The sequence below is a fragment of the Campylobacter sp. VBCF_06 NA8 genome (assembly GCF_027737825.1).
Lineage (GTDB): Bacteria > Campylobacterota > Campylobacteria > Campylobacterales > Campylobacteraceae > Campylobacter_B.
In genome coordinates this window covers 130,326-157,005 of sequence record NZ_JAOVUB010000001.1, presented here as the reverse complement: position 1 = coordinate 157,005, position 26,680 = coordinate 130,326, and the positions used below count along the sequence as shown (strand labels likewise).

The window sequence follows — 26,680 nt, the reverse complement described above, 5'->3', positions numbered from 1 at the left end:
CATTTTATGCAAAAATTTTAGACACGAAAATATGTATTATAGCAAAGCTAATCCAAATCATACAAAGACTAATCCAAAAACCAGCAATAAATTTTAAATTATCCTTAAAAAAGTTATTATCGCTCTTTCTTGTAGTGATAGCACCTATCATATAAATAAAAACTGAACCTATTGTCCAAAATACAATTGTAAAAGCCTTAACATTAGGCTCGTTTTCCACAATAAGAAAAAGAATAATAAGTGGCAAAATATTTCCAAGAAAAATATTTTTCCAAAATTCTAAAAATCTAGCTTTTGTTATTTTTTGCATAAATTTTATTCCTATTTTAATATCTAATGTTATTTTCCTTCAAAAAATCTCTCAAATCATCATATTCCGAGCTATCCAAATATCGCCACTTTCCGGGCTTTAAAGTCCCTAGCGTAACTCGCCCAAATGCCGTGCGTTTGAGATCTACCACTTCTAGGTCAAAATACCCAAAAAACCGCCTTAACTCTCTGTTTTGCCCTTCGTTTATGATAGCTTTGATTTTGGTATAGCCGCCGCTGCTTGGCATTATGCGATATGCCAAAAACGGCTTAAATTCCATTGATTTGATTTTGCTTTTGGCATGAGCGCCCTTGGTGGCGTCATCTGCGTAGAAGCCCTCTTTTATCGCCGTTACGACTTCGTCAGTTACTTCGCCTTTGACTTTTAGGTAGTATTCGCGCTCGATGTCGCTTTTCATTAACGCAGTGGCGATAGCAGGGGCGTCAGTGAGAAGTAAAAGCCCTTCACTAGCGAAATCAAGCCGTCCAATACTAACAAATTTAGAAAATCCGTTTGGTAAGCTGTCATAAATCGTCTTGCGACCGCGATCGTCTTTTTTGGTTACTAACTCGCCCTTTGGTTTGTGATAGACAATCACGCTAAATTCGGTTTTTTTCTTGATTATTCGCCCATTTATGCGGATTTTCTCTTCGCCACTGACTTCGACAAACTCACTAACAACTCGCCCGTTAATGCTAACTTTGCCATTTTTGATTAGCTCGTCGGCTTCACGGCGCGAATAGCCTGTGTTGTGCGAGATAAATTTATTTAAACGCATTTTTTCCATTTTACAGCCCTATGTTTTTAAGGTCGTGGATATGCACGGTGCCGATTGGGGTGCCGTTTTCGTCCGTAACGGCAAGAAGCTGAATTTTGAAATTTTCTATCATCTCTAACGCCTTGGAAGCTAAAATTTGCGAATTTTCAATGGTTTTTGGCGATTTTGTAGCAAATTTAATCGCGCTTTCTTCAAGGCTAAAATTCTCGCTCATCAAAGCCCTACGCAAATCTCCGTCGCTTAAAATCGCCGTTAGTTTGCCGTTAGCGTTAGTTAGCAAAACGGTGCCTAGTTTGCCGTGCGTCATCGCATTTATGGCTTCTTTTAGGCTAACACTTTCACTAACAATCGGCAAATCGTTAGTTCGCATGACATCACTAACTTTTAGATATAGTCGTTTGCCAAGACTGCCGCCCGGGTGGAAGTTCGCAAAGTCTTCTTTTTGAAATTTTCGCTCACTCATCAAACACACCGCTAACGCATCGCCAAGCGCGAGTGTTAGCGTGGTAGAAACCGTAGGCGCCGCTCCTAACGGACAAGCTTCTTTTTCAATTTTAAGACTAATAAATTCGTCGCAAATTCGCCCCAAAGAGCTATTTTTATCTCTTGCCATTGCGATGATTTTCACGCCAAATCGCTTAATGTGTGGCAAAATTCGCACTAGCTCTTCGCTCTCACCGCTAAAACTAATAGCCAAAACCAAATCATCTTTGCCTACCATTCCCAAATCGCCGTGCAGGGCTTCTGTGGGGTGCATGAAAAAGCTAGGAGTTCCCGTGCTTGCCAAAGTCGCAGCGATTTTCGCGCCGATATGACCACTTTTGCCCACGCCTGTTACGATTAGCTTTCCTTTGCACTCTAAAATCAAATTTACCGCTCTTTCGATTTCATCGCCGATAAGCTCTGCGTGGCGTAAAAGCTCGCCACCTTCGAGCCTTAAAACCTCTTTTGCGTTTTCTAAAATGCCCATAAAATACCCCTTACATTAGGTAAATAACCGGCACGATTGTCGGATATTTTTTCGTTTTTCTAAAAATATGCTTTCGCACGGCTTGGCGAATTTGCGACTCTAACACGCGGTTATCAAGCAAAATTTCGGTTTTCATATTCGCCAAAAACTGCTCGATTAAGCCCTCCATATCCTTGGTAAAGGCAGATGTCTGCGACTCTGCGACAAGCCCGTAGGTAATGACGCGAGATTTGATAAGCTTTTTGGCTGTTTTGTCGATTTGAGCGATGATTACAGCCACGCCAGCGTCGGCCAAATTTTGCCTGTGTTTTACGATTTCATCGGAAATTTGCTTATTGATTTGATTGTCAATGAAAACCTTGCCAGTTTTGACGGTTTTGACCCGTTTTAGGTATTTTTCGCAAATCTCCATTTGATCGCCGTCGTTCATCAGATAGATATTTTTCTCATCAATCCCGCATTCTATCGCAGTTTCGCGGTGTTTGACTATGTGGTTATACTCGCCATGAACAGGTAGGAAAAATTTCGGCTTGATTAGGCGAAGCATTAATTTTTGCTCCTCTTGGGCAGCGTGTCCGCTGACATGGATTTCGCTGAAATCCTGATACGCCACCTTTGCGCCACTTTTTAGCAAGAAATTTAGCACGGTTGAGACGCTGTTTTCGTTACCTGGAATCGCCTTTGCCGAAATGATAACTTGATCAGTTGGTTTGATTTTTATGTATTTATGCTCATCTGTGGCCATGCGATATAGCGCACTCATAGTCTCGCCCTGAGAGCCTGTGGTTACGATTAAGACCTCATTGTCAGGGTATTTGCTGACCTCATCTGGATCGATGAAAATTTTACGATCAAGCTCGACATAGCCTAGCTCCATTGCCGTAAATAGGTTTCGCTCCATACTTCGCCCTATCACGCAGACCTTGCGGCCGTATTTCACACCGCGCTCGATTGCCTGATAGACGCGGTGGATATTCGAGCTAAATGTGCTCATAATCACGCGCCCTTTCGAGCTAGCAAAAATGCCGTCAAATGTCCTGCCTACCGAATTTTCGGATTTGGTAATGCCGTCTCTGTGAGAATTCGTGCTATCGCTCATCAATAGCATTACGCCACGATCGCCATAGTGCGCCAAGCGGTTTAAATCGGTCGGATAGCCGTCGATTGGGGTGTGGTCGATTTTAAAATCGCCCGTGTGGATAATCGTACCAGCCTTTGTGGTAATCGCAAGCGCGCTAGCATCGATAATCGAGTGCGTTATGTGGATAAATTCGACCTCAAAATCGCCGATTTTGTAAATTTTGCGCTTTTGCACTGGGCGGAAATAGCTTCGCTCCGCCTTTAAGCCATGCTCTTCGAATTTGTTTGAAATCATACCCAAAGGCAACGGCGTAGCGTAGATTGGGAATTGAAATTCCTTGAAAAAATAGGGCATTGCGCCGATGTGATCCTCGTGCGCGTGAGTGATGATGATACCTTTGACTTTGTCAGCGATCTTGCGAACATAGCTAAAATCAGGGATCAAAATATCCACGCCGGGCATATTATCATCAGGGAAACTCATACCCACATCGACGATAATCGCGCTCGTAGCGGTCTCGAAAATCGTCATATTCGCGCCAATCTCGCCAAGTCCGCCAAGCGGAGTTATGCGAATAGTTTCACTAGAATTTGCATTTTTTAGCGGATAGAGCCTTGCTTCGTGCATGGCCTTATTCGCCGCGATTGCCTCGTCCATAGCCACATGCCACGGCTCGGTGCCAGTTAGGCTTTTTGGCATATTTGTCTTGCGTTTGGAGCGTTTTTTCTTTTTGGCGCCCTCCTCTGAATTTGGGCTTTGCGCGACTGTTTCGCCAGATATATTTTGCGCTTTTTCACTTTTTGATTTTTTATTTTTTTTGTTTTCGTTTGCTGGGGTTTTTTGCTCGTCTTTTTGATTTTTGCTCTCATCAAACGATTTTTTTAAATTTTCCCTGTGTCTGCGGCGTCTATTTACCTTTTTTAAGCGCTCAGGGCCTGTAAAATCAGAATTTTGCGCTTGGTTGTTAGTTTTTTTCTCTTCCATTTTTCACCTTTAATTTTTTAAAAATATCTAAAAATAAGGCGAAATTTAACTCGTGTGGTCTTGTGTTTTCAAAAATTTCTAGTTCTTCGAAAATTTGGGTTATATCTGATTTGGACGCGATTGCGCTTAGATTTTTGGCTAGTGTTTTTCTAGGAGAGGCGAAACACGCTCTCAAAAACGCCTCAAAATCGCGCTTTTGCTCCACGCTTTGGAAAGGATTGCGCGTCTTTTCTATCCTCATCACGGCTGAAATGACCTTCGGAGCTGGCTCGAAAGCGTGTGGAGGCACCTCGAAAAGATACTGCGCCCCGCCACAAAGGCTAGCCAAAACCGAAATCGCGCCGAATTCCCGCTTCCCAGAAACTGCGCAAAATTTTTGCGCGACCTCTTTTTGCACCATTACGACCAAACCCTCACACAGCGGGTCTTCAATGGCTCGCAGGATTATATTTGTCGCGATATAATACGGCAAATTCGCAACCAAAAAATATGGTTTTTCGCTAAGAGAATTTTCCCAAATTTCCAAAACATCGCCCAAAACCAGCTCCAAATCGCGGTTTTTTATCTCTGTGGCGAAGCTTTGGCATAAAATCTGATATAAATCATTATCAATTTCGAAACTTTTTACTTTATAACTCTTTAAAAGATTACGAGTTAAATCACCCAAGCCAGGCCCAATTTCTACGATATTTTCAGCATTTTTGGGAATCGATTGGATAATTTTGTCTAAAATCAAACTATCTTTTAAAAAATTTTGTCCGAATTTTTTCTTTGCAACTATCATCGAGAGATTTTATCCAATTTTTACTTATAAAATGGTTATATAAGCGAAATTTGGCTAAAATTTACAAAAATTTTAAAGGGCAAAATTTTGAAAACATTTGCAAAACGAATAATTCCATGCCTAGATGTGCAAAATGGGCGCGTGGTAAAGGGCGTAAATTTCGTAAATTTACGCGACGCAGGCGATCCTGTCGAAATCGCAAAACGCTATAACGACGAGGGCGCAGACGAGCTTTGTTTTTTAGACATTACGGCTAGTTTTGAGAACCGCGACACTATCGTGCATGTGGTCGAAAGCGTGGCAAAACAGCTTTTTATCCCGCTGACCGTAGGTGGTGGAATCCGCAAAATCGACGATATTTCGCGACTTTTGGATGTGGGTTGCGACAAGGTCAGCCTAAACTCATCAGCCATCGCAAACCCAGGTTTAATCGACGAAGCAGCGAAAAAATTCGGCTCTCAATGCGTCGTCGTGGCAATCGATGTCAAACGAATTGGCGAGGGCTACAATGTCTTTGTCAAAGGCGGCAGAGAAGACACCGGACTGGACGCTTATGCGTGGGCGAAAGAGGTGCAAAACCGCGGTGCAGGGGAGATTTTGCTCACTTCTATGGACTGCGACGGCACCAAAAACGGCTTTGATTTAGAAGTTACGGGCAAAATTAGCAAAATGCTAAAAATCCCTGTCATCGCAAGTGGTGGAGCTGGAAATATGGAACATATCAAAGAAGCCTTTGAGTGTGGGGCTGACGCGGCACTCGCGGCTAGCATTTTTCACTTCGGCGAGATAAAAATCAAAGATTTAAAAGCCTATCTTTTGCAAAACGGCATAAGGGTTCGAAGTTGATAGTGTGCGCAGGAAATGGCGAAGAATTCGACTTCGCGCGCGCTGTCGGCGTGGGGCTCGTGGATTGCGCTATCAATTTAATCAAAATTTTAGCGAGCGAAAAACATAGCGAAATTTTGTTTGTAGGCAGTTGCGGTCTATATGGCGAAGGTAAAATTTTTGATATTTTCGAGTGTGAAACAGCCACAAATCACGAAATTTCCGAGCTTTTAGGCTATTCATACAGCCCGATTTTTGACCCAAATGTTTCATATGAAACATTTTGCAATTCATCAAATTTCATCACCACAGATGAAATTTGCGCGCAAAAATTCGCCACACTCGGCTACAAAATCGAAAATATGGAATTTTACTCTGTCGTCAAAGTCGCCGAAAGTTTCAAAATCCCAGCTCGCGGAATTTTCGTCGCGACGAATTTTTGCAACCAAAACGCACACGCAGATTTTTTGAAAAATCACGCAAAAGCCAAAGAAATTTTAGAAAATTACTTAAAACAAAAAGGAATAATTTGAAAAATATCCTAGATTTCACACTTGATGAACTCTCCGAGCTTGTAACGCCAAAATTTAGAGCCAAGCAAATTTACGAGTGGATTTACAAAAAAGGCGTTAAAAATTTCGACGAAATGCTAAATTTACCAAAAGAATTAAGAGCAAATTTAAGCGAAAATTTCTATTTAGACCCCGTAAAATGCGTGAAATGCGAAGAGAGTATCGACGGAAGCAAAAAATATCTTTTCGAGCTAAAAGACGGCAAAACCATAGAAAGCGTTTTGCTTCCTATGAAAGAAGAAGTCGCCGACGAAAACGGCAAAATTTCACGCCATGCAAGATACACGATTTGTGTCAGTTCGCAAGTCGGTTGCAAAATGGGCTGTGCGTTTTGCCTAACTGCCAAAGGCGGTTTTGTGCGAAATCTCACAGCAGGAGAAATCGTAGGGCAAATTTTATACATAAAAATCGCAAACCAAATCCCTTACGAAAGACGCGTAAATGTCGTATATATGGGTATGGGCGAACCGCTTGATAACCTAGCAAATGTCAGCAAAGCCGTGCAAATTCTAAAAGAAAATGATGGCCTAGCCATCGCTCCGCGCCGTCAGACTATCAGCACGAGCGGTCTTGCCACGCAGATAAAAAAGCTTGGAGAAATGGATTTAGGCGTTTTACTAGCCATTTCGCTTCACGCCGTAACCGACGAGCTTCGCGCCAAGCTAATGCCGATAAACAAAGCCTACAACATAGCTTCGGTTATGGACGCCGTGCGAAATTTCCCCATAGATATGCGAAAGCGAGTGATGTTTGAATACCTTGTCATGGGTGGCGTAAATGATAGCCCTAGCGACGCAAAAACCCTTGTGAAGCTACTTCACGGCATAAAAGCAAAGGTAAATTTGATATATTTTAACCCGCACGAAGGAAGCCCATATCTGCGCCCAAGCACTGAAAATATGGTGAAATTCCAAGATTATCTCAGCGCGCATGGCGTAACCTGCACGATTCGCCAAAGCAAAGGGCTTGACATTAGTGCCGCGTGCGGACAACTCAAAGAAAGAAGCAAAAATGACCGCCCTTGATATAATCGAAGTAGTTTTTATCGCAATCGTCGCTATAATCGGCATTTGTGGAATTTTTTATGTAGTTTTAAACGAAAAAAAAGAGTAAAATTTCCCAAATTTTAAAATTTCGCTAGCGCAACTCCGAAACACTGCGCCGAAATTTAAATCATATAAAATTTTAAAAATTATGTTAAAAAATTGCCGTTTATTTACCATTTGTTTTTTTTTTTTTTGATATTCTGCGAATTTTTAATTTTATTTTCAAAGGATAAAAAAATGAAACAAATTTTGGTGTTGAGCTTTACGGCTCTTGTAAGCTTAAATTTTTGTGGCTGCGGTGAAGAACCAGCCAAAACAGCAGAATATTATGAACAAAATATCGAATTGGCAAAAAAACGATTTGATGAGTGCAAAAATATGCAAACTAGAACCGATGAACAAGAAAAAGATTGTGCAAATGTAAAAAAAGCATTGTTTCGCAACTCTTTAAATAGTCCTGATACAAGTTATAGTTTTGGGAAAAAATAATCAATTTAAATTCCAAGCGACTTTAAAAATTCAGCTTTAAAGTCGCTTTTTGTATTTATATCATAAATTTTCCCGTTAAATTCGAAGTGCAAATTCGCTGCGTGCAAGCAAAGTCTAGAAGCGCCTGTTAAATTTATCCGCTCACACACGCTTAATTTCTCGTCCAAAATCGCTTCGAAAGTCGCCGTATCAGTCCCGTAAAGCGGGTCGCCTAAAATTTTGTGTTTCACATGAAACAAATGCAGACGAATTTGATGCTGTCTTCCAGTCAGTGGCACGGCTCGAACCAAAGTGGCATTAAATTCGCTAAAATATTCTATCGGATAAATTTCGGTTATCGCCTTTTTGCCGTTTTCGCAAATTCGCATTTTTATCGCCACTTCGTCAGTTTCTAAACTCTCGCCAATCGGCTCGTCTATCACAAAATCTCGCTCAACTCTCCCGCTCACCAAAGCAAAATATGATTTTTTCACTGCCCTATTTTCAAAAAGCATTTTTAGCGCATTTAAACTAGCCAAATTTTTTGCGACCAGTATCACGCCGCTTGTCTCTTTATCGAGCCTATGCACGACCGCCGCAGAGCGACCATAAAGCGACCAAATTTCATCATAAAGCGAATATTTGCAGTGTCTGCCGTTCGGGTGAGAAAGCACTCCGCTAGGTTTGTCAAAAACGGCGAATTCTTCGCATTCAAAAATCGCGCGCGCTCCCTTCGGCTCACATTTATAATCTATCAAAAATATTTCCCCATTTGCCACGCTGTTTTTTGCCAAAACCACGCCTGAGCTATCTAGCACCCTACCCTTGTCGCACAGCCTTTGAGCGCCTTTCATATCGTGCCCCAAACCCAGCAAAATCTCAAAAATTCGCCGATTTGTAAATTCGCCTAAACTAAATTTCTCATACGCCATATTAACTAACTTTTCAGCCCTTTTTTAATATAATTTCGGATTATATCAAATTTCAAATAAAGGCACAAAAATGGTAGAGCGATACGCACGAAAAATTATGAAAGACAAATGGACGCAGTTTGCCAAATACGACGCTTGGCTAAAAGTGGAATTAGCAGCAGTCAAGGCGTGGAATAAGCTTGGCTTTATCCCTGATGATGATTGCGAAAAAATCTGCAAAAACGCTAAATTTAGCGTCGAACGCATAGACGAAATCGAAAAAACAACGAAGCATGATGTGATTGCGTTTTTAACCAGCGTGAGCGAAAGCTTGGGCGAAGAGAGCAGATTTGTGCATTATGGCATGACAAGTAGCGATTGTATCGATACGGCTGTGGCGTTGCAGATAAAAGATAGCTTGGATTTAATCATCGCTGACATTGAAGCCCTAAAAACGGCAATCAAAAATCAAGCGATGAAGCACAAAAATACGCTTATGGTAGGCAGGAGCCATGGAATTCACGGCGAACCGATAACTTTTGGCTTAGTTTTGGCGATTTGGCACGATGAGATTAACCGCGCATTAGAGCTTATAAAACACGCTTATGGCGTCATAAGTGTGGGTCAAATCAGCGGCGCAATGGGAAATTTCGCTCACGCTCCATTAGAGCTTGAAGAGCTAGTTTGCCAAAATCTAGGCTTAAAACCAGCCCCAGCGTCAAATCAAGTCATACAAAGAGATCGCTACGCACAAGTGATGAACGCACTAGCGATTTTGGCTTCAAGCTGCGAGAAAATCGCCGTAGCAATCCGCCACTACCAAAGAACAGAAGTTTATGAGTGCGAAGAGTATTTCGCTCCCGGACAAAAAGGAAGCTCAGCTATGCCACACAAACGAAATCCAGTTCTTAGCGAAAATGTAACCGGGCTTTGCAGGGTTTTGCGAAGCTATGCGATCCCTGCTATGGAAAATGTCGCTTTGTGGCACGAAAGAGACATAAGTCATAGTTCGGTTGAGAGATTTATACTGCCTGATGGCTTTGTAACGGCTGATTTTATGCTAAATCGCCTTGCAAATTTGATCGAAAATTTAGTCGTTTATCCTGAAAATATGATGAAAAATCTAAATTTAACAGGCGGCTTGGTATTTTCGCAAAGAGTTTTGCTAGAACTTCCTAAAAAAGGTTTGAGCCGTGAAGAAGCTTATAAAATCGTGCAAAGAAACGCGATGAAAGTTTGGGCTGACTTGCAAGAAGGCAAAAAAGCTATCGATGAAAACGGAGCGAGTTTGTATCTGCAAAATTTACTAGCCGACGACGACCTAAGAAAAGCTTTGAGCGAAGATGAGATTAAATCTTGCTTTGATTATGGATATTACACCAAAAATGTGGATAAAATTTTCGCTAGGGTGTTTGGGTAAGCTACAAGAGTAAAATTTAAAGGAGTCAGTATGAACGAGAGCAAACAAAGGGGTTTTTTTAGCGCACTTATAGAAGATGTTTTTTCTTTGATTTATTTGTTTATCATTGCTGCTATCTGCTTTCCACTTTGGGAAATGATTGTTATGAAGCATTTTCACGCCCCCAAACTAACTCTTTTGGAATTTTTTGGGCTCTGCATTTTAGCTCGTTGTATTTTTGGATTAAAATTTTAAAAATTTAGCCCATTTTGGGCTAAATTTTCTATCATAAAATCAAAAAATACCCAAATTTTCCCATAATAATTTAACTTAAAATTTAGCAAAACTCCAAAGCAAAATTTGGATAAATTTTCTTAAATCATAAGCTTTAAAAAGATACAATCGCACAATTATTTTTTCTTAGAAACGGACGCAAAAATGAAAGTTATTAAACGCAACGGTAGAACCGAAGAACTCGATATTTCAAAAATCAAAAAATTCACAGGAGACGCGGTAGCGGGGCTTGAAAATGTCAGCCTTAGCGAGCTAGAAGTCGATGCGAAAATTCAGTTTCGCGATATGATTACCACGGAGGAAATTCAGCAAACCCTTATCAAAACCGCCGTCGATAAAATCGACATAGACCGCCCAAACTGGACATTTGTGGCAGCGCGACTTTTCCTTTATGATTTGTATCACAAAGTATCTGGCTTCACCGGCTATCAATCGCTTCAAACCTACTTCGAGCGCGGTGAGAGCGAGGGTCGCATCATGCTAGGGCTAAAAGAAAAATACGACCTAGACGACTTAGACGCCTACATTAAGCCAGAGCGCGATTTGCAATTTACCTATCTTGGCATCAAAACGCTTTATGATCGCTATCTCATAAAAGACAGACAAGCAAAGCCGATTGAGCTTCCACAGCACATGTTTATGGCGATTGCTATGTTTTTGGCGCAAAACGAGCTAGACAGCCAAGGCTGGGCGAAAAAATTTTATGATTTAATAAGCAAATTTGAAGTTATGCTTGCCACTCCGACACTCTCAAATGCTCGCACCACACGCCACCAGCTAAGCTCTTGCTATGTGGGTTCTGTGCCTGATAATATAGAAGGAATTTTTGATAGCTACAAAGAAATGGCGCTTTTATCGAAATTTGGCGGCGGTATCGGCTGGGACTGGTGTAAAGTCCGCGCAATGGGCGGTAGTATCGACGGACACAAAAACGCCGCAGGCGGCATAATACCTTTCTTAAAAATCACAAACGACATAGCCGTGGCAGTCGATCAACTAGGCACCAGAAAAGGTGCAATCGCCGTGTATATCGAGCCGTGGCACATGGATATAAACGACTTTTTAGATTTGCGTAAAAACTCAGGCGAAGAACGCCGCAGAGCGCATGAAATTTTCCCTGCTTTGTGGATAAATGATTTATTTATGAAACGCCTAGCAAACAACGAAAAATGGACGCTTTTTGACCCTGTCGATGTGGCTGATTTGTGCGATGTGTGGGGCGAAGAATTTGAGCAAAAATATATCGCCTACGAAAACGACCCAAATATCAGCAAATCAACCGTTATGGCAAAAGAGCTTTGGAAAAAAATCCTAACAAGCTATTTTGAGACGGGAATGCCGTTTTTGTGCTTTAAAGATAACGCAAACAGGGTAAATCCAAATTCTCACAAAGGCATTATTAGAAGCTCAAATTTATGCACCGAAATTTTTCAAAATACACAGCCAAATCACTACAAAACAAAAGTGATTTACGCTGACGGAAGCGAAGAGCTTTTTGAAGAAAACGAAGAAGTAGTGGTAAATGGTAAAATCACCAAAAAAGCCAAAAAAATCACGGCACTTGATAGCATAAATGGCAAAGACATTTTCATCGTCGAAAAGGGCGTAGATGAGGGCGCAACGGCAGTTTGCAACCTTGCAAGTGTAAATTTAAGCAAAATTCACACCCAAGAAGACATAAAACGCGTCGTGCCGATCGCCGTGCGAATGCTAGATAATGTAATCGAGCTAAATTTTTACCCACACGCAAAGGTAAAACGCACAAATTTACGCTCTCGCGCCATAGGACTTGGCGTTATGGGCGAAGCGCAAATGCTTGCCGAAAAGGGCGTTATTTGGGGAAGTTACGAGCATTTTGAGACAATCGATAAAATCATGGAAAACATAAGCTACAACGCTATTTACGCTTCATCAAATTTAGCTCTTGAAAAGGGCAAATACCCTGAATTTGAGGGCTCAAAATGGTCGCAAGGAATTTTCCCAATCGATTTAGCAAACGAAAATGCTAAAAAACTGGTCGGTCGTGGGGGACTTTTTGAAGATAACTCTTGCGACTGGGACGCACTTAGAGCAAAAGTCAAAAAAGACGGCATGAGAAACGGCTATTTAATGGCGATTGCGCCGACTTCATCAATTTCGATTTTAGTAGGCACAACGCAGACTATCGAGCCTGTTTATAAACGCAAATGGTTTGAGCACAACCTAAGCGGTATGATTCCTGTGGTCGTGCCAAATCTAAGCCCTGATACTTGGCAGGCCTATGTTCCGGCATACGAGCTAGACCAGCGACTGCTTATAAAAGCAGGTGCAATCCGCCAAAAATGGATAGATCAAGGGCAGAGCCTAAATATCTTTATCACGCTTGATAAGGCTAGCGGTAAGGTGCTAAATGACATTTACACCCTTGCGTGGGAGCTTGGCATTAAATCGACATATTATCTAAGAAGCGAAAGCCCTTCGACTGATGATTTCAACTCCGATGTCGCAGACAGAAGTATCGAGTGCGAAGGTTGCCAATAATACACAATTAAATTTTGCCTTTTGGCGAAATTTTAAAATTTCGCCAAATTTAGCCTAAATTTGCCATTTTTCCTTGAATTTATCTTTGTAAGACTGCCTTTTATCCTTGATTTTATCGTTCGTGTGCTTGGCGAGATTTTCGAGGTAAGCAGAGGCGATTTGCAAAAGCATATTTGCTATCATTTTTTTATCATCTTTTGCAACCGTTTTGTATTTTTGCAAAATTTGAGGCACCGCGAGTGGCAGGTTGTGCGGGATTTGCGCGAAGGTATCGAGGCTGGTGGCATTAAATAGCTCAAAAACCGCCTCGATTGCGATTTTGCGCTGAGTGGCGGTAGTATTTTGCATAAAATCGCTCAAAGTCTTATCAATAATCTTGCTCGAATTGCTAAGATTCTTGGCGTAGATAAAATCCTCCTTGCCCACCTCCCAGCTAAAAATATCGTGTGCAAAGACAAGTTTGGCGCTTGATTGGACGATTTTTATGCTCTCTTTGTGGCTTAGCAGATTGCCGATAATGCTCTCATTTGGGATATAGGTTTGGATTTTTGATAAAATTTCGCCACTCAAATTTTGCTCGTAAAATTCCGGCAAAAACCCCGGCCCGTCGTAGTTATAGACCTTTATTATGCGACCATGCACGCTAGGATTTGCCCTAAGCGCTGAGTAAATCGCCACATTTCCGCCCTTTGAATGCCCGCCGATTTTAAGGCGCGCATGCGGATATTTTTGCGCGATTTTTTCTAGATATTTAAGCCCCGAGATTTGACAAGGAAGCTCTTTTAAAAACGCCATGTTAAAATCCTCTTGCCAGCCCAAAATCGAATTATCCGTGCCGATAAACGATACGAAAATTTCTTCCTCGCCCAAATGAATACACAGCGCGCCAAACTGCCTGATTGCCTCTTTGTCGTTATCTCGCTCTATATCGCTCACGCGCAAATCCCCAAAACGCGCGCTTTGGGCTAAATTTAGCGCGAGTGTTTTATCACCCTCCCACAAAAACTCATCATCGCTTAAATTCGCCAAATTTTCGCAAATTTCACCCAAATTTCCACCATTAAAAAGCGAAATTTTATGAAACGGCAAATACGAAAATCGTGCCAAAACAAGCGCGTCTAGCTCGTTAAATTTACGCTCGCTAAATTTCAAATCCCCACGCCAAAAAAGATAGTCGTTGATATTCGCCATTTTACGCCCTAAATTAGGCCTGCAAGGCTAGTTTTGGATCATAGCCTATGTTTTTCTCAAACTCGCTAAGCCTCATGTGGATCGAGCGAAGTTCGGTTATCGTCGTCCAGTTCTCCGTAAATACGCTAAAACTTTGGCGCACTTTGTTAAAGGCGTTTGCCGTTTGGATTAGCACGCCAAGCGTGATTACCTTGGTAAAAAGCCCTGGCCCCATGATGAGATATGGCACGATGATAAGGATTTGCGAGTAAGTGTGAAGCCAAGTATCGAAATACAAATAGTGCAAAAAGAGCTTGTGGTAATTAAATTTAAGCTTGTCAAAAAGCGAAATGAGCTTCTCCTCGCTTCCGTAATTCGCCTTGTCCTCCTCGGCAAAAACTAGCTCTTTTCGAAAGGCTGCTTCGACTTTTTGGTTGTTGTATTCTAGGCGTGGCAGGTAGCGCCCCACGAACCACGACACGCCAAGCCCGCCCACGCTCACAGCTAGCGCAATCCAAACAAGAGAGCCCGGAATATCCTTGATAAAAGGCAAATTTATCCCGCTACTTAGCCCCCATAAAATCGGAATAAACGCAAAGAGCGTCATAAAGGCATAGACAATTCGCATGCCGACATCTTCGAGCGTTTTTGTGAAACGATAAATATCTTCTTGGATACGCTGCGAGCTACCCTCGATATCGCGCTCTACCCTACGCCAAAAGCCAATGTATGAAAATGTCATCGCCTCGCGCCATTTTAGCACCCATACGCGCGTGATATAGCGCTCCGAAACTGCCGCCGCTATAAACCACATCGCAAGCCACAAAAACAAAAGCATAGCCTCATAAAACTCGTCAATCGTGTGCTTGTCGATCTCGCCACCCATATCGTAAAACGCCCTATACCACTCGTTAAATTTGACATTTAAAATGGTTTGAAAAAGATTAATGCCGAGTATAAAAATTAGTCCGCCCCAAGCCAAAATTCGCCATTTTTTGCTTTTAAAAAACGATGAAAACATTACCTGCCTTTGTGAAATTTAATCCGTGATTTTACTGAAATTTATTAAATTTTGGAATTTTTGTAAAATTTAAATTAAATTTGTAATATGTATTATTAAATTTTAATTAAATTTTCGCTACTCTTTGCGATAAAATATCAAAAAGGAGTAAATCCCCCCGCAAAAGTTGCAAATTTCAATTTGCCGGGCGCAGGTTTGCGCAAAACTACAAAAAGGAAATACCATGAAAAAGTTTCTTTTGGCTTTGGCTGTCCTTGCGACAAGTGCGTTTTCGTATTCGCTCGATGAGATTAGAGCGCGAGGTGAAATCCGTATCGGCGTGTATGACGCTGAACCGCCATTTGGCGAGCTTGTCAATGGTAAATTCGAGGGATTTGAGGTTGAACTTGCCGAAATTTTGGCAAAAAGGATTTTTGGCGAGAAACAAGGCCACATAAGTCTCATGGGCGTTACCAACGATGTGCGTTTTCCGCTTTTGCAAGAAAATAAAGCTGATATGATAGTTGCCGCTGTGTCTGTAACGCCAGAGCGCGCCCATTTAGCTGACTTCACGGCTCCGTATTTTACCGTAAATTTGGGTCTTCTCACCAGAAAAGGTAGCGACATCAAATCTGTCTTGGATTTAAAAGGCAAAAAAATCGGCGCATTGCTTAAAACCACAGGCGAAGCATTTTTGAATAAAGAGGGGATTCCTATCACTTACTGCAACGACAGCGTCGATTGCTATAAAAAAGTCAAAAATGGCGAACTTGACGGCTATGTCAATAACAACCTTTTTGTCTATGCTTATCCGATTTTTGACCCCACAATGGAGGTCAAACTCTCAAACCTTGGCAACACCGTTTTTCTATCAATCGCAATCCAAAAAGGAAACACAAGTTTGCTTGAATTTTTAAACGAACAAATCATTGCTCTAAGCAAAGAGGGATTTTTCACAAAAGCCTATAACGAGACTTTCGAGCCGTTTTACAAGGGCACGATTGATAAAAAATACTTCCTACTCGACAATGTTTATAAATCGTTTTTCTAAAATTTTGGGCAAAATTTGCCCAAAATTCTACATTAAATTTTAAAATTTGCAAATCCCCCTAAAATTTCGCTCCATTTATCGCCGAAATCGTCGAACTATCCAGCGGTATGTATGATACGCTATCGCTGTGTTTGAGCTCTCCTGCGTCCATTTTGAGGTATGGTTCGACCGCAGAGCCTTCTAGCACTCTCCCACACAGCCCAGCTCTATCAATCCGCACCTCCATAACGCTCATGCCATGGAAAATAAACTTCAAACAATCCCGCTTTTTCACGCGAAAAACGCTGTTTTTAAAATCCACGCTCGTCATGTCTTTGATATTGGTTGAATACCGCCCCTGCGTGAGATTATAGGCGATGACATCGCTAAGTGCGGTTTTTAGGTCGTTTTTGGCAGCCACGACCAAGGCATCATCTCTCGAAGCTTGTAAGCGTGTAAGCGCAACGCCAACCAAAATCCCAACAATCACAATCACAAAAACAAGCTCAACCATACTAAATGCTTTTTTCATAGGATTTCCTTTTGTTTTTTCGAGTATAGCATTTAATGATGAAATTTTGTAAATTCGCTGTCATTGCGAGCTCAGCGTTGCAATTCAGAAAATTTTTTTACCATTAATTTGTCATTGCGAGCGTAGCGAAGCAATCTAGGGAAATTCAGATAAATTTCAATTCTTAAAATTTTAAATTTGCTATAAATTTTTCTGGATTGCCACGCTCGTTACACTCGCTCGCAATTACAAATAGGGCAAATTTCACCAACAATGATAAAATTTATGAAATTTGAAATTCGGCGCAGTGTTAAATAAGTGTGGATTTAAAATAAAATGGTGGAGTTAAGCGGGATCGAACCGCCGACCTCTTGAATGCCATTCAAGCGCTCTCCCAGCTGAGCTATAACCCCAAAAAGCTCTGTAATTTTACACTTTTTAGCTTATAATGAATTTAAAAAACAGAAATTTTGCAAATAAAATAAAATTTTAAGTTTTAATTTGCTAAAATCAGCTTTCGTTTTTGACGCGGGAATAGCTCAGTGGTAGAGCGCAACCTTGCCATGGTTGATGTCGCGAGTTCGACTCTCGTTTCCCGCTCCATGATTTTGTATGTGTTGAAAATGTGCCCGGATGGCGGAATTGGTAGACGCAAGGGACTTAAAATCCCTCGGAATTTTTTCTTCCGTGCCGGTTCAAGTCCGGCTCCGGGCACCACCAAAAACGGCTTAGTGTGGCGACATAGCCAAGCGGTAAGGCATGGGCCTGCAAAGCCTTGATCCCCGGTTCGAATCCGGGTGTCGCTTCCAAAACAACAAGGAGAGTCTATGAAATATATAGTTACGATACTTTTGGTTTTGGCGTTTAGCGGGTGTTCAAACACATGGCAAGGCGTGAAACAAGACTCAAAAAACGCTGGTCAATGGACCAAAGAAAAGGTTCATAACGGCGCAGAGTGGGTCAGCGAAAAAACAGAATAATTCTATCGGGAGATGGCTGAGCGGTCGAAAGCGGCGGTCTTGAAAACCGTTGAGGGTAACACCTCCTGGGGTTCGAATCCCTATCTCCCGGCCACTTTTTTAAATCAAAATTTTTACTTTCTTTTAAAATTTTACCGATAAAATCATTTTTCGAATTTAAAAATCAAACAGAGCTTGGCGTATGCCTTGCCAATGAAAATTTTAAGGAGATCTTATGAAAAAATTATTTTCTTTTGCTTTGGCTATAATTTTTAGCCTATTTTTAACAGGTTGCGTGGGAAATAGCGCACAAACGCCCTCCCAACCGATAAGTGGCGTGTATAAATTTGATGCTATAAATCTAAATTTCATACAAAATCATCAGCCAGAAAATGTTGTTTATCAAGATAAAAGCGTCGTAGAAACCAAGTTAAACAATGAAATCAAAAATCAATTAGCGCAAAAAAATCTTTTAAGCGCAAATTCTAGTGAGCAAATTCATATAGATTTAGATTATCAAAGAGAATTTGTAGGGGAGGCAACCTTTGCAAAAACCGATTCTATCGGCAATATCTTCTTTACTTACGAAATAAAAATCATAAAAAACAATGAAATCGTAAGAGCCGTAACCCAAAACAACAAAATGCGATATAACCCTGGATTTTTTGGCAATCTAAAAACGATTGCTGGCGCAAACAGAAGCGATGATTTCGAAAATGGTGCCATTGTCGCAATCGCAAAAGAGTTAGTCGAACAGATAGAAAAAATCAAATAAATTTAAAATTTAGCCAAATTTTGAAATTTGGCTAAATTTTTCGCCTAAATTTAACTCCAAATTTTAAAGCTCATTTCACCCTAAAACATCTTCTCGCCTCTGCCCCACAGCGGGATTGGGTGAAATGTCACATACACCTCATCGGGATTTATGCCAAAGCCACGCAACGCCTCGCTCACAAGCTTAACGCAAACCTCGCATTTTGACTTCTCTACGCTAGTTCCTAGCAGCGAGATTGCGATATACGCGCCACTATCTAGCGCATTTTGTGCGATAAAAAGCGCCTTGTCGCACTCTACCGCGCTCATTATGCTCTCGCTTTTTTTACCAAACGCCTCGCTTACGGCATTACAAAGTGCGCCCGCGACACACTTTATCATTTTTTCATCAAATTTCGCGCTAAATTTCGCATCGATATACGGCATAAAAACCCCTTAAATTTTAAATTTTCCCGCTTCGCAAATTTCAAATTTTGCGCCGAATTTTAAAATTCGGGCGCAGTATTACAAGCCTACGAAGCGGAATTTCCAAATTCCACTATTTTACATTAAATAGCCAGCTTGGCTTAATCCCCTCGCGCAAAACGCCGTCGGTGTCGGTGTATTGCTCCAAAGAGCCTGCTTTGACCTGGATACAAAGAAACCTAATCGTCTCATCGCCTGCGCTGATACAGCGTTCGCCACTTGGGTCGATTTTGAAAATATCGCCCTTAGCGATTGCGATTTCTTCGCCGTCGATGAAAAGCTTGCCACTGCCTTCAAGGACGATATAGACCTCTTCGTTTTGGACATGCGCATGCACGAAAGGCACGCTAATGCCCGCCGGCAGGGTGTTTAAGCTAATCTCGCAACCGCTTAGACCCAAAAGCTCTTTAAACTCGACGCGCTCGTTGCTATCGAGCCTTGCAAAAGTGTAGTTTTTCATTTTTTCTCCTTAAATAAGATTATTTTAAAATTTCAAGATCGATTAAAAGCCCCGCAAGCCCCTCGCCTGCGACATCGTTTGTGATTTTGCCATTTTCGTCAAAATAGTAAAAATTCATCGTGCTAAACGAAAATTTCGCTCCGTCCGCCTTTTTGCCGTAAAATTCGCCCCTCTCGTGTGTGCCGCTACACTCCCACAAGACAGCCACCACAGCGTCGTTTGCGACGATATCTTTGATTTGCCATTTGATATCAGGGAAGCTTTGCCTCATGAAATTTACCACCGAGATATACCCTGCTCCGCCATAAAGCGGATCTTTGGAAACTGGGGTAAAAAATGTAGCGTTTTGGTTTATTAACTTCTCTGCCAAGGCGGTATCAGCAGTATTTATGGCGGTTTGGAAGTGCGCCATCGCCTCTTTGTTGCACTCGGATTTGGCCCTGCTTTGGTAGCAAATTTGGTTAAAATTTGGCTCTAAATTTTGGCTCAAATTTGAATTAGCGCATAAAATTTGACCCACCAAAACAGCAAAAATCGCAAATTTTTTCATAAATTTTCCTTTGATATCTAATTGATTTTTTTATTAAAATTTTTAATTGCACGGCTTAAAAGCGTATCTAGCGCATCTAATTCAAATTCGCTAAAATTTTTCGCTAAAATTTTATTTAAATTCTTTGAAATTTCATCAAATTTCGGCTTTAAACTCTCACCTTTTGGCGTGAGTTTTACATTTACGCTTCTTGCGTCGTTTTTGTCCTTTTCTCGCACCAAATAGCCGTCCATTTCGAGCCTATCAAGCAGGGTTGTAACAGTTGCTTTTGTGCGGTTGATTTTAGTGGCGATTTGGGCTGGACTTAAAATTTTACCCCCAAAAAGATAGTGAAAAATATCCCCGTGGCTGGGCGAAATCCCTAAAATTTCAAGCCTTTTAAATTCGTTTATAATGTAATCGTTCGCCTCTCTTACAAGCTGTGCGCTTAAAAATATGCTTTTGCGTTCTTTTTTCATTTTTGCCCCTAAAATTTAGGGCGTATTATAGTTAGATTTCGAATTAATGTCAAGTCTAATATTATAAAATTTAACCCCAAATTTGGGGTTAAATTTTATTTCTCGCCCTCTTTTGGCTTGGTGATTTTATCGACAAGCTGTTTTCCTAGCTCGCTTTGGGCTAGCCCTTCTAGCATGGAGGCGATTTTTGTGCCACCACTCGTGCTTAGCACGCTACCAAGCGAATTTAGCCCCTCGCTTACATTGCCGTTGTTTGCGATGATTTTTAGATCTGCGCTAGTTAGGGCTTTGGCCTGTTCTAAGCCGATATCGCGGTTAGCCTTGATTTGCTCGATTGAGATTAGGTATGTTTGATAGCCCTCGTTTTCGCCGATTTCGCGCGCTAGCTCGATTTGCGCATTGACAGGGGCTAACTCTTTTAATCTCAAAGCCTCGGCCTCGGCGGTTCCAATTTTTGCGATACCTTGGCTCTCTTTGTCTTTGATTTCTAAAAGCGCAGCCGCCTCCAAAAACTGCCTTTCTTTATCGCCTTGCGCGATTAGGATTTGGTTTTCTTTTTGGGCTTCGGCTTCCTTGATTTTGGCTGTTTTCTTAGCCTCTGCGTCGATTTCGATTTTGCGCTGTTCTTGCTCGGCTTGGACGATTTCTACTTGCTTTTTAATCTCTGCTTTTTTGACATCTTGGACGCGCACGACCTCCATTGCCTTTTCTTGGGTGATTTTTTCCTGCTCTTTTACCACTTGTTTGGCTTGTTCTTTGCTGATTGCGACCTCGCGCTCTTGCTCGACGGTTTTAAGGCCTACGAGTTTTAGAGCTTCTTGCTCTTTGATCTCGGTTTCTCTTTTGGCTTCGATTTCAGCGATTTGGGCGCGTTTGCGGTTTTCGGCTACCTCGACACGGCTGTCTTTTTCGATAGCGGATTTTTTCTTTTCCATTATGTTGAAAATGACCTTTTCGCCCTCTTTGTCTTTAATATCCATAAGCTCGATATTTTTCACAGGCGCAATGCCCCAGTTTTCGAGCTGGGATTGAACCGAAACAGTAAAATCCTCGCCTAGGGCTGAGCGGATTGTAAGAATTTCTTCAAGCTCCCTTTTGGCTAAAATCGAGCGGATTGAGCCTTGGATAATATCTGTGAGTTGCTTTTTGAGATCGTCGAAGTCTTTGACCCTTTGGGCGGCTAAATTTGAATCAGCAATGCGGAAAAACGCCGTGATATCCACGACAAATGGCAGCCTACCCACATCGTAAGCCTCGTAAGCCTCGATTTTGATACTAAATACTGAAACTGGCAAAATTATCTTGCTAACGCCTAAAATCGGCACCCAACCGGGGAAATTATAATACACATTTCCATTTCCAGTGTCTTTGCCAAAACTTTGCGTTTTGCGCGCACTTTGGACGATATGAACCTCGTTTGTCTCCACGACCGTCCTAAAATACATGGCTGCAAGCACACAAATGACCACGATAGCGACCAAACCGCCACCAAATCCAATCAAAACAGGCGAAAACATCACCCCTCCTTATAATAAAATTTAAGGCGCAATTATAAGCAAAATTTGATTTAAATAAAATTTATTCTGTAATTTGCATTCTGGCAGACAGGAAGGGATTCGAACCCTCGGAGGCTTGCACCTCACACGCGTTCCAGGCGTGCTCCTTCGACCACTCGGACACCTGTCTAAAAAGGCATGGATTATAACTAAAATTTTAAATTTGAAGCTGAAATTTGAAAATTTGCGGAATTTTAAAATTCCGCAAATTTTACCTAAATATCCTATCTATCGGCACAGCAGACATATCAGGCGCAGTATCGGTATCAGCTCCTAAAATCTCTTTTAGCTCCTCATCGCTTATGCTAAATCCCCCGCCAAGTGCCTTGTAAGCATTTACGCTAGCTTCCAATTCCTCTAAATCAGCGCCCACTTTGGCAAGTTCTGTGTTTAAAAGATTGCGTTGCGCGTCTAGGAATTCTAAATGGCTAGAATATCCAGCGTTATAAAGCTCGGTCGCGTCTTTGTAAATTTTGCGTTGCGAGCTTAGCAAATCACTCATCGCTTTTTTGCGTTCTTTTGCGTTTTTAAGCGTAGTTAGGGCGTCTTTGACATCGCCAAGAGCCGTTTTTAGCGCCTTATCATAAGCGATAAAAGATGAGTTTTGATCGACATTAGCAATATCAACCCTCTTTTTAGTTCGCCCAAAATCAAGCAAAGGACCCACGAGCGAGCCGCCGATACTCCACGAGCTAGTAGTCGAGCTAATCAATCTATCAAAATCGCTACTTGCATAGCCAAACGCCCCAGTTAGCGAGATAGTCGGGAAATACCCTGCCTTGGCAACGCCGACTAGGAAATTGCTAGCGCGCAAATCCTCCAACGCCTTTGCCACATCTGGGCGATGAAGTAAAACATCGCTTGGCACGCCACTTGGGATTTGTGGGGCATTAGGAAGTTTTGCGGCTGTGAGGATTTGCGGATTTACGACCCCGTCGTAGCTTTTGCCAGCTAAAATCGCAAGCGAGGTTTGCACCTGAGAAATTTGGTTTTGCACGGCGATTAGGCTCGCTTTGGCGTTTTGCACAGCGGCACTTGCTTGGCTAAGCGTGATTTGATTTATCGCGCCAGCATCTAGCTCTTTTTTGCGATAATTTTGCGTCTGCTCGTAGCTTTTAAGCGATTTAGTTAAAATTCTTTCTTGCTCTTTTAGGGATAAAAGCGCGAAATACGAGCTTGCAACCGCGCTAGTGATTGTATTTTTGGCTGTTTCATAATCGTATTTAGTCCCCATATACTGCGCCGCGCTAGCGCCCACGCTATTTCGCACCCTACCCCAAAAATCAATCTCATAGCTAAGTGGCGCCGAAATCGCGTAAGAAGCGTGAGAATTTGAATCGGGCATATTAGCATAATTATTCTGGCGCATTGCAGAGCCTGAAATTCCGATATTTGGTAGATATTCAAGCTTGCTTAGACCCAAATTTAGCCTTGCACGCTCGATATTGTTTAAAGCTAGCATTAAATCAGAATTATTCGCCAAAGCACTATCAATTAGCGCATTTAGCTGGGTGTCATTGTAGCTTTTCCACCACATTTGGCTCACATTTGTCGCCTCGTATCCAGATCTATACTCGATATGGCGAGTAGGCATATCAGGCTTAAAACTACAACCACTAATCAGCGCGCCAGTTAAAATTCCTAGTAAAATTTTAGTTTTCATCTTTTTCCTCTGATTTTATTTTTCGCTTATCTAGCCACGCATTAAAGCTCTCCAAAAGGTAGAAAAATAGCGGCACGAAGAAAATCGCTATCGTCGAAGCAGCCAAAATTCCACCAAGCACACCAGTTCCTAGCGCGTGACGGCTAGCAGAACCTGCTCCTGTGGCAAGTACCATAGGCAAAACGCCAAGACCAAAAGCCAAAGATGTCATAACAATCGGTCTAAAACGCATTTTTGCTGCACTTATCGCAGCTTCTGCGATACTTTTTCCGCCGTGTTGATACTCTTGCATAGCAAATTCGACGATTAAGATTGCATTTTTTGCCGCAAGTCCGATAAGCAAAATAAGTCCGATTTGAAAATATATATCGTTATTTAATCCCCTAGCCCATGTGAATAAAAGCGCACCAAACACGCTAAATGGCACGGCTGTAAGAACCGCCATTGGCATTAGCCACCTCTCATACTGCGCCGCTAAGATCAAAAATACAAACAAAAGTCCAAACGCAAAGGCCTTTGCGCCAGTTCCTGCTGCATTTACCTCTTGATAAGCTGTGCCTGACCAACCAAGTGTGTATCCAGTAGGGAATTCGCCCAGAATCGTATCTCTAATAGCATCAATCGCCTGACCAGAAGTATATCCTGGGGCAGGATCGCCCATAAGACGAGCAGCCGGGAAGCCATTGAAACGATCGACGATATCAGGACCTTTGGCGCGTTCTAAATTTACAACCGAATCAAGCGAAACCAAATTTCCACTAGCTGAGCGCACATAAAGCGTCCTTAAATCATTTGGCGTATCGCGGAAAAGCTGTTCTGCTCTCATATAGACGCGGTAAGTTTTACCCAAAAGGTTAAAATCGTTTATGTAGTATTGTCCGATAGTCGAATTTATCGTCGTAAAAATATCAGGGATTGAAATTCCAAGCATTTTGATTTTTTCCTTATCTAGGCTTAGATTGTATTGCGGGAAATTTACATCTAGCGTAGAGCGGACATTTTGCAAAGCTGGATTTTGCGAAGCTTTGGCGACTATTCGCGCCATATCATCGGCGATTTGTTGATAGTTTTTGCCCGTAGTATTTTCTGCATACACTTCAAATCCACCAGTCATTGATAGACCATTGATTGGCGGTGGGGTTAGGGCAAAGGTCATCGCGCTTCTATCCATAACAAAAAGCTGTCCAGTTAGCGCGTTTGCGATTGATTGAGCTGATTGGTTAGCCTCAGGGCGGACTTCCCAAGGTTTGAGTTTAGAGAAAAATACGCCTGAATTTTCCCTAGCACCACCTGCCATCATATCAAATCCCGCGATTGTGGTGATTGCTTCGACATTTGGGTTTTGCGAAAGTGTGCCACGCAAGAAATCCATGTGCTTTTCAGTAGCTACCAAAGGTCTAGCCGACGGAAGTGTCGAAAAGCCCATTACATAGCCTTTATCCTCTGCTGGCACAAGTCCGCCAGGAGTAATTTTAAATAACTCTAACATCACAAAAATAATAATTCCCACAAGGCACAGCGATAAAATCACATGGCGCAAAATTTTTGCAACACCTGCTGAGAAAAGGCGGGTTGAAAAATCGAAAAATTCGTTAAATTTACGCACTAACCAAAACGGCTCGGCCTCTTTTTTACGAAGCAAAAGCGCACACAGCGCAGGGGTTAGAGTAAGGGCGACAAATCCAGAAAAAACCACAGATGAGACAAGTGTGAGCGCGAATTGTCTTTGGATAACGCCGACAAAGCCCTCCATAAAAGCAACCGGCACGAAAACCGCCGCCAAAACAAGCACAATTGAAATTACCGGACTTACGATCTCGTCCATTGCCTTAATCGTGGCCTCTTTGACGCTTAAATTTCGCTCTTCGTGCAAAATTCTCTCCACATTTTCGATAACGATAATAGCGTCATCGACGACGATACCAATAGCCAAAACTAGGGCGAAAAGTGTGATTAAATTTATCGAAAATCCAAAAGCGTAAATTCCGATAAACGCTCCACAAATCGATACTGGCACCGCTAGCATTGGAATAATCGTCGCGCGGAAATTTCCTAAGAACATATAAATAACCAAAACGACCAAAATCATCGCTTCTACGAAGGTATGAATAACCTCTTCGATAGAGACCTTTACGAATTCTGTCGTGTCGTATCCGTTGCTATAAGTCAGTGCGCCTGGGAAATTTTGCTTTAACTGCTCCAAACGCGCAGTTACGGCATCAAGCGTAGCAATGGCGTTTGCGCCGTTTTGTTGATAGATGAAAACTGGCGTCGCGTCGTATCCTTGGTATTTACCATTGATGATAAGGCTCTCAGCCCCTAGCTCGACCCTAGCGACATCTTTTACACGCAAAAATTTACCATCATCGCTGGCTCTAATGATTACATTTTCGAACTCTTCGACCGTTTTCAAACGCCCCTCTGGCTGGATTGCATAGACATAAGGGTTACCCAAATCGTTTGGTTGCTCGCCTAGCTTTCCGGCTGGGTATTGGCTGTTTTGCTCTCTAATGGCTGCGATTATGTCAGATGATACGACATTGTGTTTAGCCATAAGTCCTGGATTTACCCAAATTCTCATTGAGTAATCCTTCGTGCCAAGGGCCTGTGCGTCGCCCACACCGCTAACGCGTTTTAGCTCATCGACGACATTAATGCTGACATAGTTTTGGATATCAAGCGGGCTCATTTGACCTGTTGGGTCATAAAAGAAAAACGCAGAAAGTATAGATGATGAACGCTCCGTGACGCTAACGCCCATTCTTTGCACTTCGGCCGGAAGCGTTGTTAGGGCTGGATTTACTCTGTTATTTACATTTACGAGTGCTTCTTGTGGATCGGTGCCAACCTTGAAAAACACGCTGATATTTGCCCTACCTGACGAGCTAGATGATGAACTCATATAAATCATATCATCGACGCCGTTGATTGCGTTTTCTAGTGGCGAAGCGACGGTATCTGAGATAGTCTGCGCGTCTGCGCCACTATATGTGGCTGTAACTGAAATTTGAGGTGGGGTGAGTTGCGGGTATTCCTCCACAGGGGCGATAAATAGACAAATCGTTCCAGCAATAACGATAATAATCGAAATAACGCTTGCGAAAACTGGGCGATTGATAAAAAATTTAGAAAACATACTTGC

26 protein-coding genes and 6 tRNA genes are annotated in these 26,680 nt (G+C 42.1%); 14 read left to right on the top strand and 18 right to left on the bottom strand.

The annotated features are described in order from the left end of the window. Positions 1 to 4 precede the first annotated feature (4 nt). Genes OFO10_RS00870 through rsmA form a run of 5 tightly spaced genes read right to left on the bottom strand, consistent with a single transcriptional unit; the run spans position 5 to position 4,907 of the window. Entirely contained in the window at positions 5 to 310 is a 306-nt protein-coding gene (locus OFO10_RS00870) for a hypothetical protein (protein ID WP_270865743.1), read from the bottom strand. 16 nt (positions 311 to 326) lie between these two features. Beyond that, positions 327 to 1,097: a pseudouridine synthase gene (locus OFO10_RS00865; RefSeq protein WP_270865742.1), complete on the bottom strand. Its 771-nt coding sequence runs from the start codon at positions 1,095 to 1,097 to the stop codon at positions 327 to 329. A 1-nt stretch (position 1,098) separates the two neighbouring features. Beyond that, positions 1,099 to 2,058 carry a KpsF/GutQ family sugar-phosphate isomerase gene (locus OFO10_RS00860; RefSeq protein ID WP_270865741.1) on the bottom strand — a complete coding sequence of 320 codons (960 nt, stop codon included), beginning with the start codon at positions 2,056 to 2,058 and terminating at the stop codon, positions 1,099 to 1,101. A gap of 10 nt (positions 2,059 to 2,068) precedes the next feature. Next, positions 2,069 to 4,123 (bottom strand): ribonuclease J, encoded by a 2,055-nt coding sequence (locus tag OFO10_RS00855; protein WP_270865740.1) that lies wholly within the window; start codon positions 4,121 to 4,123, stop codon positions 2,069 to 2,071. Then, positions 4,104 to 4,907, bottom strand: a complete 804-nt coding sequence (gene rsmA, locus OFO10_RS00850) for a 16S rRNA (adenine(1518)-N(6)/adenine(1519)-N(6))-dimethyltransferase RsmA (protein ID WP_270865739.1) — start codon at positions 4,905 to 4,907, stop codon at positions 4,104 to 4,106. Before rsmA ends, OFO10_RS00855 begins: the two co-directional genes overlap by 20 nt. A gap of 87 nt (positions 4,908 to 4,994) precedes the next feature. Between rsmA and hisF the strand changes: the two genes are divergently transcribed. The 4 genes from hisF (at position 4,995) to OFO10_RS00830 (ending at position 7,839) form a co-directional block, all read left to right on the top strand. Then, positions 4,995 to 5,753 carry an imidazole glycerol phosphate synthase subunit HisF gene (gene hisF / locus OFO10_RS00845; RefSeq protein ID WP_270865738.1) on the top strand — a complete coding sequence of 253 codons (759 nt, stop codon included), beginning with the start codon at positions 4,995 to 4,997 and terminating at the stop codon, positions 5,751 to 5,753. Positions 5,754 to 5,755: 2 nt separating this feature from the next. Further along, the gene (locus OFO10_RS00840; protein WP_333721403.1) at positions 5,756 to 6,265 is read left to right on the top strand and encodes a purine-nucleoside phosphorylase; all 510 of its coding nucleotides are present in this window, start codon (positions 5,756 to 5,758) and stop codon (positions 6,263 to 6,265) included. Continuing rightward, positions 6,262 to 7,329, top strand: coding sequence for a 23S rRNA (adenine(2503)-C(2))-methyltransferase RlmN (gene rlmN, locus OFO10_RS00835; RefSeq protein ID WP_270865736.1), 1,068 nt, complete (start codon positions 6,262 to 6,264; stop codon positions 7,327 to 7,329). The genes OFO10_RS00840 and rlmN overlap by 4 nt, the downstream gene beginning before the upstream one ends. 258 nt (positions 7,330 to 7,587) lie before the next feature. Continuing rightward, positions 7,588 to 7,839: an EexN family lipoprotein gene (locus tag OFO10_RS00830; protein ID WP_270865735.1), complete on the top strand. Its 252-nt coding sequence runs from the start codon at positions 7,588 to 7,590 to the stop codon at positions 7,837 to 7,839. 5 nt (positions 7,840 to 7,844) lie between these two features. Here the strand turns inward: OFO10_RS00830 and OFO10_RS00825 are convergent, their stop codons facing one another. Further along, on the bottom strand, positions 7,845 to 8,672 hold the full coding sequence (locus OFO10_RS00825) for an RluA family pseudouridine synthase (RefSeq protein WP_270865734.1): 828 nt from the start codon (positions 8,670 to 8,672) through the stop codon (positions 7,845 to 7,847). 148 nt (positions 8,673 to 8,820) lie between these two features. Between OFO10_RS00825 and purB the strand changes: the two genes are divergently transcribed. The 3 genes from purB (at position 8,821) to OFO10_RS00810 (ending at position 12,942) form a co-directional block, all read left to right on the top strand. Beyond that, on the top strand, positions 8,821 to 10,149 hold the full coding sequence (gene purB, locus OFO10_RS00820) for an adenylosuccinate lyase (protein ID WP_270865733.1): 1,329 nt from the start codon (positions 8,821 to 8,823) through the stop codon (positions 10,147 to 10,149). Between the two features lie 30 nt (positions 10,150 to 10,179). After that, positions 10,180 to 10,383: a hypothetical protein gene (locus OFO10_RS00815; RefSeq protein WP_270865732.1), complete on the top strand. Its 204-nt coding sequence runs from the start codon at positions 10,180 to 10,182 to the stop codon at positions 10,381 to 10,383. Between the two features lie 183 nt (positions 10,384 to 10,566). After that, positions 10,567 to 12,942, top strand: a complete 2,376-nt coding sequence (locus tag OFO10_RS00810; protein ID WP_270865731.1) for a ribonucleoside-diphosphate reductase subunit alpha — start codon at positions 10,567 to 10,569, stop codon at positions 12,940 to 12,942. A 54-nt stretch (positions 12,943 to 12,996) separates the two neighbouring features. Here OFO10_RS00810 and OFO10_RS00805 read toward each other — a convergent pair whose 3' ends face one another. Further along, positions 12,997 to 14,133 (bottom strand): Mbeg1-like protein, encoded by a 1,137-nt coding sequence (locus tag OFO10_RS00805; protein WP_270865730.1) that lies wholly within the window; start codon positions 14,131 to 14,133, stop codon positions 12,997 to 12,999. Positions 14,134 to 14,146: 13 nt separating this feature from the next. After that, the gene (locus OFO10_RS00800; RefSeq protein WP_270865729.1) at positions 14,147 to 15,133 is read right to left on the bottom strand and encodes a putative transporter; all 987 of its coding nucleotides are present in this window, start codon (positions 15,131 to 15,133) and stop codon (positions 14,147 to 14,149) included. Positions 15,134 to 15,356: 223 nt separating this feature from the next. Here OFO10_RS00800 and OFO10_RS00795 point away from each other — a divergent pair, with 223 nt between their 5' ends. Continuing rightward, entirely contained in the window at positions 15,357 to 16,163 is an 807-nt protein-coding gene (locus OFO10_RS00795) for a transporter substrate-binding domain-containing protein (RefSeq protein ID WP_270858608.1), read from the top strand. A gap of 58 nt (positions 16,164 to 16,221) precedes the next feature. Here the strand turns inward: OFO10_RS00795 and OFO10_RS00790 are convergent, their stop codons facing one another. Further along, positions 16,222 to 16,674 (bottom strand): type II secretion system protein, encoded by a 453-nt coding sequence (locus tag OFO10_RS00790; RefSeq protein WP_270865728.1) that lies wholly within the window; start codon positions 16,672 to 16,674, stop codon positions 16,222 to 16,224. 316 nt (positions 16,675 to 16,990) lie between these two features. Further along, positions 16,991 to 17,066, bottom strand: a tRNA-Ala gene (locus tag OFO10_RS00785). 115 nt (positions 17,067 to 17,181) lie between these two features. On the opposite strand from OFO10_RS00785, the gene OFO10_RS00780 reads away from it, so the two are divergent. The 6 genes from OFO10_RS00780 (at position 17,182) to OFO10_RS00755 (ending at position 18,387) form a co-directional block, all read left to right on the top strand. After that, positions 17,182 to 17,256, top strand: a tRNA-Gly gene (locus OFO10_RS00780). A gap of 24 nt (positions 17,257 to 17,280) precedes the next feature. Continuing rightward, positions 17,281 to 17,370, top strand: a tRNA-Leu gene (locus OFO10_RS00775). Positions 17,371 to 17,388: 18 nt separating this feature from the next. After that, positions 17,389 to 17,462: transfer RNA gene (locus OFO10_RS00770), tRNA-Cys, on the top strand. An 18-nt stretch (positions 17,463 to 17,480) separates the two neighbouring features. Beyond that, positions 17,481 to 17,633, top strand: a complete 153-nt coding sequence (locus tag OFO10_RS00765; protein WP_270858610.1) for a hypothetical protein — start codon at positions 17,481 to 17,483, stop codon at positions 17,631 to 17,633. 6 nt (positions 17,634 to 17,639) lie between these two features. Then, a tRNA-Ser gene (locus OFO10_RS00760) sits at positions 17,640 to 17,727 on the top strand. A gap of 120 nt (positions 17,728 to 17,847) precedes the next feature. Next, positions 17,848 to 18,387, top strand: coding sequence for a hypothetical protein (locus OFO10_RS00755; protein ID WP_270865727.1), 540 nt, complete (start codon positions 17,848 to 17,850; stop codon positions 18,385 to 18,387). A gap of 80 nt (positions 18,388 to 18,467) precedes the next feature. Here OFO10_RS00755 and OFO10_RS00750 read toward each other — a convergent pair whose 3' ends face one another. The 8 genes from OFO10_RS00750 to OFO10_RS00715 all read right to left on the bottom strand — a co-directional run bounded on the left by OFO10_RS00750 (position 18,468) and on the right by OFO10_RS00715 (position 26,674). Next, positions 18,468 to 18,812: a phenylpyruvate tautomerase MIF-related protein gene (locus OFO10_RS00750; protein ID WP_270865726.1), complete on the bottom strand. Its 345-nt coding sequence runs from the start codon at positions 18,810 to 18,812 to the stop codon at positions 18,468 to 18,470. Positions 18,813 to 18,924: 112 nt separating this feature from the next. Continuing rightward, entirely contained in the window at positions 18,925 to 19,311 is a 387-nt protein-coding gene (locus OFO10_RS00745; RefSeq protein ID WP_270862665.1) for a cupin domain-containing protein, read from the bottom strand. Positions 19,312 to 19,330: 19 nt separating this feature from the next. Beyond that, a complete protein-coding gene (locus tag OFO10_RS00740) occupies positions 19,331 to 19,861 on the bottom strand; it encodes an ester cyclase (protein WP_270865725.1) in 531 nt (176 codons plus the stop codon). A 17-nt stretch (positions 19,862 to 19,878) separates the two neighbouring features. Then, on the bottom strand, positions 19,879 to 20,319 hold the full coding sequence (locus OFO10_RS00735; RefSeq protein ID WP_270858614.1) for a MarR family winged helix-turn-helix transcriptional regulator: 441 nt from the start codon (positions 20,317 to 20,319) through the stop codon (positions 19,879 to 19,881). 95 nt (positions 20,320 to 20,414) lie between these two features. Next, a complete protein-coding gene (locus OFO10_RS00730; protein ID WP_270865724.1) occupies positions 20,415 to 21,836 on the bottom strand; it encodes an SPFH domain-containing protein in 1,422 nt (473 codons plus the stop codon). A gap of 81 nt (positions 21,837 to 21,917) precedes the next feature. Continuing rightward, positions 21,918 to 22,005 (bottom strand) — tRNA-Ser (locus tag OFO10_RS00725). Between the two features lie 81 nt (positions 22,006 to 22,086). After that, positions 22,087 to 23,538: an efflux transporter outer membrane subunit gene (locus OFO10_RS00720; RefSeq protein WP_270865723.1), complete on the bottom strand. Its 1,452-nt coding sequence runs from the start codon at positions 23,536 to 23,538 to the stop codon at positions 22,087 to 22,089. Further along, complete coding sequence (locus tag OFO10_RS00715; protein ID WP_270865722.1) at positions 23,528 to 26,674, bottom strand: efflux RND transporter permease subunit; 3,147 nt, start codon at positions 26,672 to 26,674, stop codon at positions 23,528 to 23,530. The genes OFO10_RS00720 and OFO10_RS00715 overlap by 11 nt, the downstream gene beginning before the upstream one ends. Positions 26,675 to 26,680: the final 6 nt, after the last annotated feature.